Origin of the sequence: Paenibacillus camerounensis (assembly GCF_000723885.1) — a bacterium.
GTDB lineage: Bacteria > Bacillota > Bacilli > Paenibacillales > Paenibacillaceae > Paenibacillus_AQ > Paenibacillus_AQ camerounensis.
Genome location: NZ_CCDG010000021.1, coordinates 1 through 17,066, shown reverse-complemented (window position 1 = coordinate 17,066; position 17,066 = coordinate 1). Strand labels below are relative to the sequence as shown.

Sequence of the window (17,066 nt, the reverse complement as noted above, 5' to 3'; positions counted from 1 at the left end):
CCGCCGCAGTTAGCCCTTAGCGTCCCCATAAAGCAAAAAGACCATTCCGCATGAATGGTCTTTCCGGCTGTTTATTCCGCTTGTCAGGCCTGCAGGATACCTTATCAGATTAATGCCGCAGATCGATCTCCTGAAACTTCACAACCTCAGTCTCCCAGCGCTCCGTAACAAAGGCCTTATGGGCCGGATCATTGTTGTAGGCATCATACTCTGTCTGGCCTGCAAACTCCATCGAGAAGCAAAAATCATATTGGCACTTGCTGCTGATCTGGCGCAGCGCCTCAAACCGGCGCACGGCGGGAATTGCACTCAGAATCTTCTCCCCGTTCTTCAAGAAGGCCTCCGCCTCCTTTGAATCCGCCGGATACTTCAGGGTAAAGAGTGCCATATGCCTGATTGTTCCTGTGTCCATTGATATCCTTCCCTTCCTTAGCCAAAATACCTGTGATATACACTGCGCGCAGCAGCAATATCACTGGTTCCATGAATCAGTGCCCGTCCGTCAGCAAAAACCACCAGCCTGTAGGTCTCGTCCGTAAAAGAGACAAGGAACGGATTGCTCTCCACTCTGCCGCTTCCCAGCTTCGCGAGTCTTGCCGCTGTCTCCTGCAGATCAAGCTGCCTGCGCTGCGCCGGACGGATCTGCACAGTATCCCTGCCGCACAGCACATCGCTGCGCTCCGTATTCGCTGCAGTCAGATAAGGATAGACAGCATGGCTTCCGCAGGAAGGACAATCCGCTTTCTTCGCCGCCTTAACTCCGATCTCCTGATGCTCATTGCGCCATACATCAAAGCTTAGCAGCCTGCCGCGCAGCTGCCCGCGCCTGCCGCCCAGCAGCTTCAGCGCCTCCGCAGTCGCATTGGCAGTCACAAGCTGAACGGCCTGCGGGAGAATCCCTGCAGTATCACAGGTGTCTCCTCCCAGCGGAACCGTACCCAGCAGACAATTCAGGCACGGCGTCTCGCCGGGGATGATGGTATATGTAATTCCATAGCTGCCGACACAGGCGCCGTAAATCCAGGGGATGTCATGCTTCTGGGCCATATCATTGATGATCAGGCGAGTATCAAAGTTATCTGTGCCGTCCATGATCAGATCCACTCCGGACAGCAGACCCTCCAGCTCTTCCGCCCGTACGTCCATTATATGGGCTTCAATGCGGATCTGCGAATTAATCTGCTCCAGCCTGGCCTTGGCAGCCTCTGCCTTAGGAATCCGCAGGCGTGCGTCTTCTTCGGTGTACAGCTGCTGCCGCTGAAGGTTGCTCCATTCCACATAATCCCGGTCTGCCAGAATCAGCCGCCCGACGCCGCAGCGGGCCAGAGTCTCGGCCATGCCGGTGCCCAGTGCACCCGCTCCCACAATAAGGACACTTGCTGCTGCAAGCCCTGCTTGTCCATCTGCGCCGAACGGGGTGAACCGTACCTGCCGGGAATAGCGGCCGTTCTGGCCGGTCGTCTGGATATTATCACTGTCACTCATTCCTGAACAGCCCCCTGTATTAAAAACCCGGGAAACAGCAGCCTGCAAAGACTGCCTGTACCCGGATTCTGAAATTATTCTATACCTTCTGTGCAGACCACTGCTCAACATTCCAGGTCTTCGTTACCCAATCCTCATAGAATTCCGGTTCATGGGAGACCAGCAGAACGGTACCTTTGTATTCCTGAAGGGCACGCTTCAGCTCAGCCTTGGCAATGATATCAAGGTGGTTGGTCGGCTCATCGAACAGAATCCAGTTGCTCTCTCGCATCATCAGCTTGCACAGGCGCACCTTAGCCTGTTCTCCGCCGCTCAGCATGCTCAGCGGACGGGTGATATGCTCGTTTTTCAGCCCGCAGCGGGCCAGATGGCCGCGCACTTCATTCTGGGTAAGACTGGAGAATTCATTCCATACATCATCAATCGGCGTAACACTGGCAGCTTTGACCTCCTGCTGGAAATACGCGGAATTGAGGTAATCACCGAGATAGGTTTTGCCGCTGTACGGCGGAATTACACCCAAAATCGTCTTCAGCAGTGTGGATTTGCCTACACCGTTGCTGCCGACAATCGCAATTTTATCACCGCGTTCGATCGTCATGTTCAGCTTCGGCAGCAGCGGACGGTCATAGCCGATTTCGAAGTCAATGCCCTCGAACACGGTTTTGCCGCTGGAGCGGCTCTCCTTGAACGAGAAGCTTGGTTTGGCCGCCTCCTCCGGGCGGTCGATCCGTTCTATGCGGTCGAGCTGCTTTTCACGGCTTTTCGCCCGGCCTGAGGTCGAGGCACGCGCTTTGTTTTTCTGAATAAACTCCTCTTGCTTCTTAATGAATTCACGCTGCTTCTCGTAAGCTTCAATATGCTGGGTCTTATTCATTTCAGCCATATCCAGGAACTTCTCATAATTCGCTGTGTAACGTGTCAGCTTGCCGAATTCCAGATGATAAACCACATTAACAACCTTATTCATAAATTCAGTATCATGGGAGATCAGCATAAAAGCATACGGATACTGCTTCAGGTAGTTAGTCAGCCAGTCGATATGCTCAACGTCCAGATAGTTGGTCGGCTCATCGAGCAGCAGTACAGTCGGTTTCTCCAGCAGCAGCTTCGCCAGCAGTACCTTGGTCCGTTGTCCCCCGCTCAGCGACGCAACATCACGATCCAGTCCGATTGCCGAGAGGCCGAGGCCGTTGCCCATTTCCTCCACTTTGACATCGATCAGATAAAAATCACCGATATCCAGCTGTTCCTGGATTTCGCCCATCTGCTCCAGCAGCTGCTCAAGCGCCTCAGGCGTGGCATCACCCATCTTATCGGTAATGGCCATCATTTCCTTCTCCAGCTCCAGGAGCGGCAGAAAAGCATCCTTAAGCACATCGCGCACCGTTTTTCCCGGGGAAAGCTTCGTATGCTGATCCAGATAACCATAACGGACCCGCGGTGTCCATTCCACTTTTCCGCTGTCCTTGAGCAGTGTTCCGGTCAAAATATTCATCAGCGTCGATTTGCCGGCGCCGTTCGCACCCACAAATCCGACATGCTCTCCGTCCAGCAGCCGGAAGGATACATCCTTGAACAGCTGCCGGTCACCAAAATTATGTGAAACATCTTCTACAGTAAGTAAACTCATAAATTCTCGTTAAGCTCCTATCTATCTTCTGTCTAATTCCTGTCTATGCTAAGCATGAGGAACGGTCTATTTATGCATATAACGACCATTTTAGCACATGTACACGCTGTGCCGGAATAGGTATTCTCCTGGGTTCAGTTTTTTTTCTGAAACCATCTTTTTCTTTTTGCAGAAACAGCCAGCTTTCCGGTGCCATCGAGAAGCTGATCCAGCACCCCAATCAGCTTGCCGCTCCGCTGAAATGGGTTCACTTGAAGCGGAAGGCTATACACCTGGATCTCTCCCCCCAGCACTGAGGTAAGCAGCGCCGCCGCAGAGCGGCTGGCCAGCGGCAGGCCAATACAGATCTCTGTAAGCGGCGTCAGTCCGCTGCGGCGCAGCCAGTGCAGCGTATCCTCCAGCCGCCAGTCTGCGCCCGAGGCCAGCAGCAGCGGAATATCACTGTCTGCAAACGCCTCAAGCGCCCCGTCATACCCGCCTGTGCCAAGGTCGGCAACGATATAATCATAGTTTTTTTCATACAACTTGCTTAGGGCGTCCTGTGCTGAACACGCCCAGAAATCGATGCCCTTCCAGCTTAAAGGCCTCTCTGCGGCAGCGGTATCTGCCGATTCGGGCGGATTATCCAGCAGGCTGCGAATCCGGTCAAAAACCATTGAATCCGGACTCAGGCCTATCCATGCCGTTTCACCCTTTCGGGCCAGACAGCTGCTGACAGCCAGTGAGGTGTGGGTAGTACCGAGGCCCGCAGCCACTCCAAGCGCAGCTATCATAACAGGCCGCTGTCTGGAGGGTACATCAAGGTGTCCCCCCTCTGTAAGACGGGATTTGCCCGGCAGCTCTAACAAAGGCTGAAGCGCCTCTAATACATCTTCTGCACATTGAAACCGCTCTTCAGGATGATACCGCAGCAGCCGGCGGATGATTGGAATAAGGCGTTCCGGCAGCCCGGGCAGCTTCGCCTCCATTCCCGGTTCCCAGCGGCTGTATATTCCGCCCGATGCCATATAGAGCAGCAGTGCGCCCAGACCGTACAGATCTGCAGCCGGCCCGCTCTGTCCGCCTCCGTACTGCTCCGGTGCCGCAAATCCGGCAGTACCAAGCTTCTCTGTATCTTCTCCGGCCCCGGTTCTGAAGCTGCGGGCAATGCCGAAGTCTATCAGCTTCAGATCGCCGCCGCCTGTCAGCATGATGTTTCCCGGCTTCAGATCACGGTAGATAACCGGCGGCCGGTGTCCGTGCAGATACTGCAGCACCTCAAGCAGCTGACCGGCGCAGGAAATAATCCGCCCTGCAGCAAGCGGCCCCGGGTTCTCCTTCATGTACTCCGCCAGCGTCATCCCCTCGATGTAATCCATGACCAGATAGCAGCAGCCCTGACCATCCGGCGGAAAAAAATCGGCAACCCGCGGAAGCAGACGGTGGTTCAGCGAGATCAGCAGCTCTGCTTCAGCGGCCACGGCAGTACGGCTGCCCGGCTGACTGAAGCTCTCCTTCACCGCCCAGCGCTGCCCCGGCAGCCGCATATCCTCAGCCAGATATACCTGGCTCATTCCTCCGGAGCCGATCCGCCTTACAATCCGGTATCTGCCCCCCAGAACCTGTCCTTCAGCAAGCCTTGAAGCAAAATTCATACTGCTTCTCCCCCATTCTTAGTCATCATACAAAAAAAAGAAAACCTGCCGCGCTGCGTACGGCCGGCACAAGGCCGGCGGCGCAGACAACGGGAGGCTTTCCCTGTTCATCATGCTATTCACCTGATTAATATTTAATCATATAAAGTGTTATTTCATCCCGGTTATGGAACAGCTGCTTTGCCCGCTGGAGCTGCATCCGCTCTCCCTCGAACATAGTGATGATCTCCTTGATTACAGCCATCGGCTTCTTGTGCATCAGCTTCACCGTTACTACAGCTGTGCCTCCCGGCGCCAGACTGTGCAGCAGACCGGTAACGAGCTTAGCCATCAGCTTGGGGCTCCAGCTCATGTCACAGACAAGCAGATCAAATTCATTCTCGCTGAATTTAACCTCGCCGGCGTTCTTGCGCAGAATCTTCAGGTTCGGCTGTTTCCGGAGCGACTCATGCATCAGCGCCGGATCGATTGCCGTGACCTTAAGGCCGCGCTCCAGCAGAAAGGAGGTCCAGCCGCCCGGCGAAGCGCCGATATCCACCGCATTGCGGAAGCTTGAGAACGGAATGGCAAATTCCTTTTCCGCTTCCATCAGCTTGAACTTGGCCCGTGAGATCTGCCCGTCCTCCTTACGGAAGCGGATCATTCCGCCGTTCCAGCTGGACAGATTCTCCTCCGGCCGGGATACCCCGGCATATAGGGCATCACCGTCCGCATAAACGGAGATGATCCATGAAGGCTCCTGTACAGTGAAGTCGGCCTGCAGGCTCTCCAGGCGTTCCTGCAGCCAGATCCGCAGTTCTCCGGGGCTGTCAGGCCAGAAGGAGGTATTTCCCTTCCGGACATGCAGGGAGACCTTCTCACCTTCCAGCTCGCTGCGGCGGCTCAAATACACAGCCAGCCGTTCCAGTGCGGACAGATCTCCCTGGTCCTGGAACTGGACAGGCTGGATATGCCGCAGGAATACCGGCGGATTGTCACTAAGTGCTTGTGACACCTCGCCGGAACTTCCCTCCAGCGTAGCCAGAAAAATCTCGCCGGGCAGCAGCAGCGTGCTCTTGACCGCACCGAACAGGCGGCGCAGCTCCTCCTGGGCGTAGGGGGCAAAGCCGTGATTGGCGGTGCAGATATAGCGGGAAATTATTTTGTCTTCGGGAGCAGCTGCCTGCTCTCCGGGTTCTTGGGTTATTTCGTTCAAATCAATTGCCTCCAGGTCTGATTTTGATCCAGGGGCGGCCGCCATCCCATTCGACATCCACCGGAATATCAAATGTAGCCAGGATCATCTCTTTCGTTAATACTTGCTCCTTAGGGCCGGAGCCGGCCAGCTTGCCGTCACGGATCAGCGCCACATGGGTAAAGAGCGGCACGATCTCCTCAACATGATGGGTAACGTAGACAACAGACACGTTGCGCTGCTTCAGCTTGTCGATCTCAGCAAGCATCTTCTCGCGTTCATACAGGTCAAGACCGGCACAGGGCTCGTCCATAATGAGCAGCTTGGGCTCAGCCATCAGGCATCTGGCCAGCATCGCCTTTTTGCGTTCTCCCTGGGACAGGGTGCCGAAAGGGTGATGCGCCAGGCCGCCCAGGTTCATATCCTCAAGCAGCTTGATTGCCTGCTCCTTTACCTGCTGCGGAATCGCCTGATAGAAACGGAGGTAGGCATAGGCTCCGGTAGCCACCACTTCCCAGACCGGGTCGCTGAGTGACAGCTTTTCCATCAGGGAAGGGCCGATATACCCGATCTCCTTGCGCACTTCTCGGACATCACATTGCCCGAATTTGTAGCCGAGTACTTCCACCGAGCCGCTGCTCGGGAACAGGTAGCCGGTCATCATTTCCAGAATCGTTGTTTTGCCTGAGCCGTTCCGTCCAAGAATAACCCAGTTTTCACCCGGCTTCATTTCAAGCGATACATCATCAAGAATCAGGCTTTGCTCTCTCCGCAGGGTAAGATGTTGTAATGATATCATTATGAGGTCACTCTCCTTATGTACTCCAGCATCTGCTCCACAGAGCCCATCGAATAATATATTTCCGGCTCCTCAGTCCGGTCTGCTCCGGCTATCAGCAGAGCCGGCACACTTGATATGCGGTATTGGCCGACTATTCCGGGCAGCATGTTAACATTGGCCTCAGCAATCAGCAGCCCGGGCGGCAGCAGATGTGCTGCCACCTCCAGCATGCGTCTCGCGGCCTTGCATGTTCCGCACAGCGGTGTATGCAGAAAGACAACCAGCGGCTCACCGGCCTGCTCCAGCGCAAGCGTCAGCTCTTGTTCGTTCATATGCTTAAATACTTTCATTGTCCGTATTCTCCTGAAGCTGCCGCGGCAATCTCTGCAAGCTGTTCATGACTAAGCGGCCTGTTGTACAGCACCGTCTCCCGGGGTACAGCAGCATAGAGCATTTCATACATTGCCCTGCGCCCCTGAGGGCTTGAGGTATGGAGATAAATTTCACGGGGATACAATTGTTCCAGTACTATCCTCCCGGCAACCTCATCCCCGTTATAATCGTACGGTCCCATATCATAATCGAGTGACAGAATATTCACCTCGCACTCCCGCAGGAGCAGCAGACACTCATCAGTTGTCCTCGCCAGCGTGAAGCCCTCAGGACGTCTGCGGCAGTCATCCATAAATATGTTAATCACGGCTGTTCCTCCGCTTCATACCAATTCTGCACAGCTGCTATTTCCCGGCGGTGGCTGCCGTCCGTGCCCTTGGCGGTCTCCATGGCTACCGCCGCACGGCGGAAAGGCTCTGAGAGCAGCAGCTCCCGCAGCTTCTCTTCACCGATACAGCCCTGCCCGATTCCCGCATGCCTGTCCCTTCGCTGCCCGTAGGGGAACATAGAATCATTCAGGTGAACCGCAACGAGATGCGGCCAATATCCCAGCTCAGTCCCGCGTCCAAGCAGTTCCTCGGTCTGTTCAGGGTTCCATATCCCGGAAGCGAAGGCATGACAGGTATCAAAACAGAATCCGATCTTGTCCGGATGACGGCTGAGCTCGCGAACCTTAACCAGCTCTTCCAGCGTCATCCCCTCGCTTCCGTGATTGCCTGCCTGATTCTCGATCAGCAGTCTCGCCCGCCCGTTCCAGGATTCGAGCGTTTCATTCATACATTGTATAATATTTTGATAGCCTTGTAACGGCTCCATCCCGCCAAACGTTCCGAAATGCACCACAATACCCAGCGAGCCGCATGCTTCGGCAATCTCCAGATCATTGCGCAGCGAGCCGACCATCACCTGTCTTGAGGCAGCACCGGCGGTGCCCGCCGCCATATTGGTCGGATAAGGAGTATGCGCAATTGAGACCATTCCATGCTTGCGGCAGAAGGCGGCACAATCCTCGGCATCCCGACCGTCAAGCGGCTTCAGCTTCAGACTGCGCGGATTCTTCGGAAAATATTGAAAGCATGCCGCACCGCTCTCCCAGGCGAACCGGGCCGCACGGCCGTATCCGCCGCGGATGCTGACATGAGCCCCTATTTTGGGGCTACCCTTCATGCTGGCAGTCCGGACAGTAAAACACTTTGCGCCCGGATTGCTCTACCTTAACAATGGTTCCCCCGCCGCGCAGGCAGGGTTCGCCCTCACGGTCATACACTTTGCACCGGTCATTATACGAGCCGGTCACCTTATCGCCGGCCATAAACGGCATTTCCATGTATCCGCCGATCTCCGTCGCTTCTGTCAGCACCTTACGCACACTGTCATACAGGCGTGCAACAGCTTCCGCTGACAGGTTCTGTACCAGCGTGGACGGCAGCAGTCTGGCTTCAAAGGCAATTTCATCCGCGTAGCAGTTGCCGATGCCGGCCATCACCTGCTGATTCACCAGCAGACTCTTAAGTGCTCCCCGGCGTCCCTTCAGCAGCGCAGCGAACCGTTCTGCCGTCATCCGCCGGTCCAACAATTCAGGTCCGAGCTTACCCATAGCCGCTTCGCCCTCCTTCACCGACAGCAGGTGCAGATAGCCAAGGCGCAGGCCTATGAAATACAGGATATTGTCCCCGAAGGCCAGTTCTACCTGGGTAGTGCGGTCCGGACGCTCCGCCTCGGTTCCATAATACAGCAGTCCGCCCAGCATCAGGTGAAGCAGCAGCCTGCGTCCGTCATGCAGATGGAACAGGATATGCTTGGCCCGGCGCTCGATAAAGACAATACGTGCACCCAGCAGCGCTTTTTGAAATGCGTCGGTCTCCATATTGATTGTCTTCTCCCGGTTTACGGTCACACCCGTAATCGGCACATTTATAAGATGCTGGCTAAGCAGCCTTCTGTAGTTCTCCATTTCCGGTAATTCCGGCATTGATCATCTTCCCTTCTAGGTTGGTCAAAACTCATACCTTTGCCATTATACACCGAGCATCGCCATAAGTTCAGCTAAATCGCCGCAAATTTCATCCGGAGTTACACCGGTAACGCTTTTATAATGCTCCAGATTGTCCGCTGTAGTCAGTCCTGTCAGAACTAATACTGTCCGGCAGCCCGCATTCACTCCAGCTGAAATATCCGTCCGCATGTTATCGCCGACTACAACAGCCTCTTCCGGCTTGATGCCCAGTATGGAAGCGGCATAAGTAATCAGATGGGCTTCCGGCTTGCCAATCACTACCGGTGCCACACCGCTTGCCGCTTCAATTGCAGCGCCTATCGTTCCTGCTCCAGGCATAACTCCGTCATCTGAGGGCAGCATCAGATCCGGGTTGGTCAGCACGAACCTTGCACCGCCCATAATCCAGCGGGAAGCCTGTGCCAGTGAATCATATGTAAAAGCCCTGTAGATACCCTGTACCACAAATTGCGGGTCATCCTCAACAATGTTCAACCCCGCAGTCCGGCAGGCATCAATCAGCCCTTCTTCTCCAAGTATCGCCACCCGCGCCTCCGGTAATTCCCCGGCAATATAACGGGCTGCCGCCAGTGAGGAGGTGCATACTTCCTCTGCCTTTGCCTCAATCCCCATACTTCTAAGATGTGCAGCCACGCCAGCGGCTGTACGCGAAGAATTGTTTGTTACGAATAAAAAGGGAATTCCCGCCTTCCGCAGACCTTCAATCAGCTTATCTGCACCGGGAATCATCCGCCCTCCGTGGAACAGCGTCCCGTCCAGATCGATCAGCAAGCCTCCGATATTATCCATCATCGTCCTCCGTCTCCGCATAATTTATTTATAACATTAATCATTAATATTGTTAATCTAACAGAAAACATTACAGCAAATGCTCTAGCAGGGTGATCCTATTAGTCTTAATGGACCACCGGTAACGGGCGGCGCTGTCCCGGTTTCGTCATAATCTCTACTGCTTCGTGGAGCAAACGATGCCCTTTTATTTAAAATTTAACATACACAGTCGAACGCTAGCGAACTGCTGCGGTGCCGGGCTTTTTTTGACAGCACACTGTCATTTCCTGCGCTTTCCCGGAAAATAATTTTGATTTCCCCGCCTACTTTCTCCGGTGCACCGGGAAGGTGCAGAACTCCTCAGCGAGCAGGGTTTGCGGAAAAATCGCCTGCGCCTCCTCCAAAAGGGGCAGCAGCTCCTCCTGGGAAACATAACGTGAGCTGAAGTGGGTCAGCAGCAGTTCCCGCCCGCCGGCCCGGCTAGCCAGCTCTGCCGCCTGGGCAGCTGTGCTGTGATGATACTGGTAAGCCATATCCGCCAGCTCATGGGCAAAGGTCGCCTCATGAATAATCAGGTCCGCCCCTTGCGCCAGCGGCAGACTGCCCGGACACGGCCGGGTATCGCCCAGTATAGTGACAATCCGCCCTTTCTTCGGTTCGCAGACCACATCAGCCGACCGGATAACGGTTCCGTCCTCAGCCGTTATATCCTCGCCCTTTTTCAGCCTGCCGTACACAGGTCCGGGCTTTAGCCCGTAGCTCAGCAGCAGCTCAGTATTCAGGCTGCCCGGACTGTCCTTCTCAGTTACCCGGTATCCGTAGCTGTCAATCCGGTGCTCCAGCAGACCGGCTTCCACCTTGAAGGTGTCATCCTCAAAAATCAGTCCGCCTGTATGCTCAACAATCTCCAGCTTATATGGAACACGCGACTGGCTGACGGATAAGGATACCTCCAGAAAAGCCTTCAATCCAGGCGGCCCGTATACGGTCAGCGGTGCTGTGCCTCCCTGGTAGCCGCGGCTGGACAGCAGCCCCGGCAGCCCGAACAGATGGTCACCATGTAAATGGGTGATGAACAGCTTTTCCAGCTTGCCGAGCCGCAGCGGCGAGCGCAACACCTGATGCTGCGTCCCTTCTCCGCAATCGAACATCCAGAAGCTGCGCCGTTCCTCCATCAGCCTGAGGGCAATCGAGGTTACATTGCGCTGCAGTGTAGGTACCCCGGCATTGGTGCCGAGAAAATATATTTCCATTCCAGATCCTCCCTTCATCTATCTGCATCCTTAGGCAGCAATCATTGCTGCCCAGTCTCTGAACTGAATTTTACCCTTTTTGGGCGCTGAAAGCACCTTTCCTTTTGTCCTGCTCCTGTTCAGCTCATTAAAACGGGTACAATTCCCCCACACAGCAGGCCCTTTAACAGGATACTGACCCCGTTACTTTTCGGGGCCCCTTAAACCATAGGTCCGCAAAAAACCTCCCGGTTACGGGAGGTCCGCTTACGAAGGAGGAGCACCCCCTTCGCTTATTTTGGGTTCAGAGCGGGGAGATTACTGCTTCTCCACATTGAAATACTGCGCTTCCGGATGGGCAAAGACCATAGCCGAGACTGAGGCCTCCGGCTCCATCATGAAGCCGTCTGTAAGCTCTACTCCGATGTCCTCCGGCTTCAGCAGCTTGAACAGGGGACCTTGATCCTCCAGATCCGGGCAGGCCGGATATCCGAAGGATACGCGTATTCCCTGATAGCGTGCGCCGTGCCGCTGCTTCATTGTCATATCTGCCGGATCAGGGAAGCCCCAGGTATCCCGCATCATGTGATGGACGCGCTCGGCCAGCCCTTCGGCTACCTCAAGGGCTACAGCCTGCAGGGCGTGGGAACGCAGGTAGTCACCTTTTTCCTTCAGCTCGGTCGACATTTCACGGACTCCGTGTCCGGCGGTCACGACCAGGAAGCCGACATAATCCATAATACCGCTGTCTGCCGGCTTCAGGAAGTCGGCAAGGCACAGATGCGGCTCAACATTCTGCCTCGGGAAAGTAAAGGTATGCAGAATGCTTGACTGATCCTGCGGATCATAGATCAGAATATCGTTGCCGCGCGACTGCGCCGGGAAGAACTGATACAGTGCATGGGGAGCAATTGTCCCTTCAACCATTGCCTGATGCAGAATATCATCCACGGTCTCTTTGAGCTCAACCGTTCGCTGATCTCCGGCAGCAAGCTGGGCTTCCACCGAACCGCGCAGCCCGAGATGATGGCCGAGCAGCATCTGCATGTTCACATAAGGCACAATATGGCCAAGCGGATAATTCCGCAGCACATGACGCTCCAGATCCGGCGGCGTAAATACCGGCGCATCCGCTGAAATCTTCGAGCGCACGGCCCGGGTCAGTTCTGGAAGCTCCTGCTTCGGAGCTACTGCAACCGCAGCCTCAGCTTCCTGACGCACCTCTTCCTCCAGCTTGATCCGCTCCTGCGGATTCATCAGCTTGTTGGCGATATCCAGACCGTCCATGGCATCCTTCGCATACAGTACCAGACCGTCATATTCAGGACGGATACGTGTCTTGGTGAATTTGCGGGTCAACGCAGCGCCTCCTACGAGAATCGGCACATCAATGCCCGCAGAGCGCAGATCCTGCGCAGTTGTGACCATCTGCTGAGCCGATTTGACCAGGAGGCCGGATAAGCCGATGGCATCTGCTTTTTCACGGCGGAAGGCTTCGATAATATTCTCAGGCGGCACCTTAATCCCCAGGTTGATAATCTCGTAGCCGTTATTGGACAGAATGATCTCCACCAGGTTTTTACCGATGTCATGTACATCGCCCTTGACAGTCGCCAGCATAATCTTGCCCTTCACAGCTGTCTCATCCTTCTGCATGAACTGCTCCAGATGGCCTACCGAGGCCTTCATCACTTCAGCGCTTTGCAGCACCTCAGCAACAATCAGCTCATTGTTATTGAACAGCCGGCCTACTTCAGACATCCCGGCCATAAGCGGCCCGTTGATGATTTCCAGCGGACTGTTTTTACCCAGCGCCTCATTCAGGTCAGGAATAAGACCTTCCTTGGTCCCTTCAACAACATAGGAAGCCAGCCGCTCTTCCAGGGACAGGTTAGAGATCTTCTCCTTCTTCTCCACTTTTTTCTCGCGGAAGGCGGCGACAAAGGCAGCCAGTGTCTCGTCATTCGTGTTGTAGATCAGCTCTTCAGCAAGCCTGCGTTCTTCATCCGGAATGGAGGCATAACGTTCGACCTTCTCGGTGTTCACAATCGCATAATCCAGCCCGGCCTTCGTGCATTCGTACAGGAACACAGAGTTCAGCACTTCACGTCCGGCCTCAGGCAGCCCGAAGGAGACGTTACTGATTCCCAGGATGGTGTGCACCCCCGGAAGAGCTTCCTTAATCAGCCTGATGCCGTCGATGGTTTCTTTAGCCGACCCGATATACTGCTCATCCCCTGTTCCGACAGGGAACACCAGTGTATCAAAGATCAGATCCTGCGCCTGGAGGCCATACTTGTTCACCAGCAGATCATGGGAGCGCTTCGCAACTGCAAGCTTGGCATCCGCCTGGATTGCCTGTCCGGTTTCATCAATGGTACCGACTACAATTGCCGCCCCGTACTTATGGATCAGCGGTGTAACATGCTCGAATTTCTCCTCGCCGTCCTCAAGGTTAATGGAGTTAATGATCGCCTTACCCTGACAATACTGCAGTGCGAGATCAATAACCTTAGGGTCCGTGGTATCAATCATCAGCGGAACTTTAACCTTTTTGACTACCAGCTCCAGGAATTTCTTAATATCCTCGCTCTCATCTCGGTCCGGGTCCTGCACACAGACGTCGATGACCTGCGCGCCGCTCTTGACCTGTGCCCGCGCAATCTCTGAGGCTTCCTCATACTTGCCTTCGACAATCAGCCGCTTGAATTTACGCGAGCCCAATACGTTCGTGCGCTCCCCGACCATATAAGGACGGTTGGCATCCTCTACGTACACCGGCTCAATCCCGGACAGCGCAGGCGGATGAGTCCCGTTCAGCGGACGGGGAGGATAGGCCGTAATCTGCTCTACCATAGCACGGATATGATCCGGTGTCGTTCCGCAGCAGCCGCCGGCGATATTCAGCCAGCCCTTCTCGGCAAAACCTGCCAGCTTACGGGCCAGCGAATCCGGTGACTCATGGTAATTCCCGTTCTCATCCGGAAGTCCGGCATTCGGGTAGCAGCTTACAGCCGCCGAAGAAATCTCCGACAGCGACCGGATATGATCACGCATAAACTCAGGACCTGTAGCACAGTTCAGTCCAATCGAGATCGGATTCAGATGCTCAAGCGAGATGTAGAACGCCTCGATATTCTGGCCGGCCAGCGTTGTACCCATCGGCTCAATCGTGCCCGAGATCATTACAGGAAGCGTAAAGCCTGTCTGTTCAAAAGCATTGCGGATTCCGATACTGCCCGCCTTCACATTCAGTGTATCCTGCGACGTTTCCAGCAGCAGGGCGTCTACTTTACCGTCAATAAGAGCAACCGCCTGCTCCTGGTAGCTGTCCACCAGCTCCTGGAAGGTCACGCCGCCGGTCACAGACAGTGTCTTGGTCGTCGGCCCCATCGCTCCCACTACATAACGCGGATGCTCAGGTGTATCGTATTTATCTGCAGCATTGCGGGCCAGCCTTGCCGCCTCCAGGTTAATCTCACGCGCCCGCTGCGAGATTTCATATTCCGCCAGCACGACGGAAGTCGCGCCAAAGGTATTCGTCTCTATCAGATCCGCGCCGGCCTCCAGGTATTTTTCATGAATGCTCTGGATGACCTCCGGACGTGTAAGCACCAGCATTTCATTGCAGCCGTCCAGCTCTTCTCCGCCAAAATCCTCTCCGGTAAGGGGAACCTGTTGAATCATTGTACCCATTGCTCCGTCCAGAATCAGTATGCGCTGCTCCAAGCTCTCAGCAAGTGTATATTTAGCCACTTTTTTTATCCCCCCCGAAAACATTAGAGTTAGTTTAGCAGAATAAAGCGAAATCGGAAAGCATTGCTTTCCACTCTGCATAATTGTTATTATTTGGCGGTTGATGCAGAAGGCAGTGCAGCTACGGCTGCACTGTCAGCATTTTGGCCGGCATGGAGTGCTGGGTGCGGGCAGTTACATGTGAAGTAACCTTATATTCGCCGTCGTCTGCAAAGGTCCATTCCGCCTCATACACGCCGTCTCCGGCAGAGACTCCCTTCACTTCAACCTTTACCGTCTCATCCTCACTGCTTACCACTTCAAAAAGAACTTCCCGTGCGTCCTCTACCGCCTCGCCGGCCTGGGTAACCGCCGCCTGAAAAGTTACCGGCTCGCCCGCTTTCGCCTGCTGCGGACTCCAGCTCAATTCCACCTGAATCGGTTCCATAGAAACATTAGCGGCAGCATGCATATGATTATGCTCCGTACGGTTTGACGAACAGCCTGCCAAAGATACCACAGCAATAACGGACAGTGCAGCTGCCAGCTGCTTAGGTCTGATCATCCGGCATCCTCCCGATTGAATAGTAAGGTTCCCTTCGAAGCTTACAGCGCGAGTAATCCATTCTGTATCTATTATACATATAATTTTAACTATTGCTTCGGCATTAAATCGTTAACCGCATTAAATACGCGTATTCCCGTATCTCCTCTGACAATATACCGCTCCAATTCACCCTTCTGACAGTCACTGCATAAGCTGTAGGCATAACGACTGTAGAAGGGTTGTTGAAAAAATTGTTCAGCATGGATCCTGTGTATCACATTTTAAAGCTGCTGCAGGAACAGGAAGAGCCTGAATTCAGGCAAACCGGCATGGATGAAAGAGACTTTGCGGTTGCACTGAAGCACATTGTCGACGCAGGTTATACAGACAGCAGCGGAAGCGGTCTCACTCAGGCCGGGCTTGATTACATCAACGGGTACGAAAGAAGAATCAGAGACAGCCGGAACTAGGTGTCACAGCGAGGGTGTCCCATAAGCCATGAAATGGCTGGACACCCCTTGTTTTGGAGTTGGATGGGCGTTTGCGCTCGGTGAGGACGCTCCGCGAACGGACCGTTGTTCCAATCGCTGTGCTCTCCAGATTTTTTTCATTCCCCTTAGCGGTGAAAATCCGGAGACCAAGGCGACCGCTGCCGCTTTTCCACAATCAATCCGTTCTCTCCACTGTTTAAGCGGAAATTGGATCTAAGTTTAAGTTGCGACGGTTGCCCGCTAAAGGAACGCTGTACAAAGGCTGGAGGTAATCGGGAAGTGGTTGTCAGTCTGGAACGACTGCGGTACCAGAAACAGGCTCGGGCCATCTTGCAAAGCAAGGAAGGATACGCTTTGGCTGTACGCCGGATGACAGAGCCGGAAAGTGTTTTTGGACAACTAAAGAACAACCGGGGCTTCCGGCGGTTTCTGCTTCGCGGCATGGAAAAAGTGACGCTTGAAGTCGGGTGGCTTTCCCTTGCCCACAGTCTACTGAAGCAAGCGACATAGGACCAAAAACGCAGAGCCGCAATTCTCCAATAACAGGAGAATTGCGGCTCTGTTGACATTTTTACGGTTTTGAAAATAGGAAGGGTCTGTTTCCGCTCGTAGAAAATCCACTTTTGGGACAGCTCCATTAAGCGTACCTGATTATCTCCAGCCTTGCCGGTGGCTGCTTCCCTCATATTTCGGTGCCAAGAGCACAGCGTTTACAGGTTGCCGTCCTTTTTGACCGTTTCATACCGTTCACGGATTTCCAGGTTTTTGGCATGATTGTATAAGTCCAAGGCTGCAATCGCCCGGAGAGCAAGCTTTACAAACAGAACAAAGACAACGATCCCTGCCCCTATGCATGCCAGCCACACTAAAAAGAAAAACACACTGAACGCCCCGCTAACAAAAAATCCGGGTTGGCTTATCATCGTATATATCAGCTCCTTAACATAATGTATTTATTGAGTATACCTTATCTGGAACATTATGTATGTGATGAGCGGTAAATTACATGCTTAAAGGCATTCTAAGCCGCATAAAGACAAGAACAAATCCACCCGAAGGGTGGATTTATATATAGAGTACTTAAGAACCTATTTTGCTGACTTCTAGCAGCTGCTTGGTCTTACCCACTTAAGGAGTTCATTGTTCTTGGCAGCTGGCAGTTGTATTGAAATA

At 54.1% G+C, this 17,066-nt stretch carries 16 protein-coding genes and 1 pseudogene; 2 read left to right on the top strand and 15 right to left on the bottom strand.

What is annotated here, in order from left to right:
* Positions 1-109: 109 nt before the first annotated feature.
* The 14 genes from BN3772_RS08000 to BN3772_RS07935 all read right to left on the bottom strand — a co-directional run bounded on the left by BN3772_RS08000 (position 110) and on the right by BN3772_RS07935 (position 15,420).
* Entirely contained in the window at positions 110-412 is a 303-nt protein-coding gene (locus tag BN3772_RS08000; protein WP_042198544.1) for a Dabb family protein, read from the bottom strand.
* A gap of 17 nt (positions 413-429) precedes the next feature.
* Entirely contained in the window at positions 430-1,485 is a 1,056-nt protein-coding gene (locus BN3772_RS07995) for a ThiF family adenylyltransferase (RefSeq protein WP_042198542.1), read from the bottom strand.
* A gap of 79 nt (positions 1,486-1,564) precedes the next feature.
* Positions 1,565-3,118, bottom strand: coding sequence for an ABC-F family ATP-binding cassette domain-containing protein (locus BN3772_RS07990; protein ID WP_042198540.1), 1,554 nt, complete (start codon positions 3,116-3,118; stop codon positions 1,565-1,567).
* Positions 3,119-3,252: 134 nt separating this feature from the next.
* Positions 3,253-4,752: a serine/threonine protein kinase gene (locus tag BN3772_RS07985; RefSeq protein WP_042198538.1), complete on the bottom strand. Its 1,500-nt coding sequence runs from the start codon at positions 4,750-4,752 to the stop codon at positions 3,253-3,255.
* 127 nt (positions 4,753-4,879) lie between these two features.
* The gene (locus tag BN3772_RS07980) at positions 4,880-5,953 is read right to left on the bottom strand and encodes an SAM-dependent methyltransferase (protein WP_042198954.1); all 1,074 of its coding nucleotides are present in this window, start codon (positions 5,951-5,953) and stop codon (positions 4,880-4,882) included.
* The gene (locus BN3772_RS07975; RefSeq protein WP_042198535.1) at positions 5,949-6,725 is read right to left on the bottom strand and encodes an ABC transporter ATP-binding protein; all 777 of its coding nucleotides are present in this window, start codon (positions 6,723-6,725) and stop codon (positions 5,949-5,951) included. The genes BN3772_RS07980 and BN3772_RS07975 overlap by 5 nt, the downstream gene beginning before the upstream one ends.
* Positions 6,725-7,057 (bottom strand): thioredoxin family protein, encoded by a 333-nt coding sequence (locus tag BN3772_RS07970; protein ID WP_042198532.1) that lies wholly within the window; start codon positions 7,055-7,057, stop codon positions 6,725-6,727. The genes BN3772_RS07975 and BN3772_RS07970 overlap by 1 nt, the downstream gene beginning before the upstream one ends.
* Positions 7,054-7,404 carry a cyclic-phosphate processing receiver domain-containing protein gene (locus BN3772_RS07965; RefSeq protein WP_052380433.1) on the bottom strand — a complete coding sequence of 117 codons (351 nt, stop codon included), beginning with the start codon at positions 7,402-7,404 and terminating at the stop codon, positions 7,054-7,056. The genes BN3772_RS07970 and BN3772_RS07965 overlap by 4 nt, the downstream gene beginning before the upstream one ends.
* Positions 7,404-8,267, bottom strand: coding sequence for a deoxyribonuclease IV (locus tag BN3772_RS07960; protein WP_042198526.1), 864 nt, complete (start codon positions 8,265-8,267; stop codon positions 7,404-7,406). The genes BN3772_RS07965 and BN3772_RS07960 overlap by 1 nt, the downstream gene beginning before the upstream one ends.
* The gene (locus BN3772_RS07955; RefSeq protein ID WP_042198523.1) at positions 8,257-9,072 is read right to left on the bottom strand and encodes an Fpg/Nei family DNA glycosylase; all 816 of its coding nucleotides are present in this window, start codon (positions 9,070-9,072) and stop codon (positions 8,257-8,259) included. Before BN3772_RS07955 ends, BN3772_RS07960 begins: the two co-directional genes overlap by 11 nt.
* Before the next feature lie 45 nt (positions 9,073-9,117).
* Entirely contained in the window at positions 9,118-9,906 is a 789-nt protein-coding gene (locus BN3772_RS07950; protein ID WP_042198521.1) for an HAD-IIA family hydrolase, read from the bottom strand.
* A 305-nt stretch (positions 9,907-10,211) separates the two neighbouring features.
* Positions 10,212-11,141 (bottom strand): ribonuclease Z, encoded by a 930-nt coding sequence (gene rnz, locus BN3772_RS07945; RefSeq protein WP_042198518.1) that lies wholly within the window; start codon positions 11,139-11,141, stop codon positions 10,212-10,214.
* A gap of 297 nt (positions 11,142-11,438) precedes the next feature.
* Complete coding sequence (gene metH / locus BN3772_RS07940; RefSeq protein ID WP_425280425.1) at positions 11,439-14,900, bottom strand: methionine synthase; 3,462 nt, start codon at positions 14,898-14,900, stop codon at positions 11,439-11,441.
* Positions 14,901-14,997: 97 nt separating this feature from the next.
* Positions 14,998-15,420 carry a FixH family protein gene (locus BN3772_RS07935; protein WP_042198513.1) on the bottom strand — a complete coding sequence of 141 codons (423 nt, stop codon included), beginning with the start codon at positions 15,418-15,420 and terminating at the stop codon, positions 14,998-15,000.
* A gap of 251 nt (positions 15,421-15,671) precedes the next feature.
* Between BN3772_RS07935 and BN3772_RS07930 the strand changes: the two genes are divergently transcribed.
* Positions 15,672-15,872, top strand: a complete 201-nt coding sequence (locus tag BN3772_RS07930) for a hypothetical protein (protein ID WP_157643564.1) — start codon at positions 15,672-15,674, stop codon at positions 15,870-15,872.
* A 237-nt stretch (positions 15,873-16,109) separates the two neighbouring features.
* A pseudogene (locus tag BN3772_RS07925) lies at positions 16,110-16,403 on the top strand (transposase); the annotation flags it as partial.
* Between the two features lie 200 nt (positions 16,404-16,603).
* Here the strand turns inward: BN3772_RS07925 and BN3772_RS07920 are convergent.
* Complete coding sequence (locus BN3772_RS07920; RefSeq protein ID WP_042177311.1) at positions 16,604-16,816, bottom strand: hypothetical protein; 213 nt, start codon at positions 16,814-16,816, stop codon at positions 16,604-16,606.
* Positions 16,817-17,066: the final 250 nt, after the last annotated feature.

Bases quoted from the DNA above. Each gene is read 5' to 3' on its own strand.
- BN3772_RS07920 (WP_042177311.1), bottom strand. From the start codon at position 16,816: ATGATAAGCCAACCCGGATTTTTTGTTAGCGGGGCGTTCAGTGTGTTT.
- rnz (WP_042198518.1), bottom strand. From the start codon at position 11,141: ATGGAAATATATTTTCTCGGCACCAATGCCGGGGTACCTACACTGCAG.
- BN3772_RS07970 (WP_042198532.1), bottom strand. From the start codon at position 7,057: ATGAAAGTATTTAAGCATATGAACGAACAAGAGCTGACGCTTGCGCTG.
- BN3772_RS07935 (WP_042198513.1), bottom strand. From the start codon at position 15,420: ATGATCAGACCTAAGCAGCTGGCAGCTGCACTGTCCGTTATTGCTGTG.
- metH (WP_425280425.1), bottom strand. From the start codon at position 14,900: ATGTTTTCGGGGGGGATAAAAAAAGTGGCTAAATATACACTTGCTGAG.
- BN3772_RS07995 (WP_042198542.1), bottom strand. From the start codon at position 1,485: ATGAGTGACAGTGATAATATCCAGACGACCGGCCAGAACGGCCGCTAT.
- BN3772_RS07990 (WP_042198540.1), bottom strand. From the start codon at position 3,118: ATGAGTTTACTTACTGTAGAAGATGTTTCACATAATTTTGGTGACCGG.
- BN3772_RS08000 (WP_042198544.1), bottom strand. From the start codon at position 412: ATGGACACAGGAACAATCAGGCATATGGCACTCTTTACCCTGAAGTAT.
- BN3772_RS07960 (WP_042198526.1), bottom strand. From the start codon at position 8,267: ATGAAGGGTAGCCCCAAAATAGGGGCTCATGTCAGCATCCGCGGCGGA.
- BN3772_RS07975 (WP_042198535.1), bottom strand. From the start codon at position 6,725: ATGATATCATTACAACATCTTACCCTGCGGAGAGAGCAAAGCCTGATT.
- BN3772_RS07985 (WP_042198538.1), bottom strand. From the start codon at position 4,752: ATGAATTTTGCTTCAAGGCTTGCTGAAGGACAGGTTCTGGGGGGCAGA.
- BN3772_RS07955 (WP_042198523.1), bottom strand. From the start codon at position 9,072: ATGCCGGAATTACCGGAAATGGAGAACTACAGAAGGCTGCTTAGCCAG.
- BN3772_RS07950 (WP_042198521.1), bottom strand. From the start codon at position 9,906: ATGGATAATATCGGAGGCTTGCTGATCGATCTGGACGGGACGCTGTTC.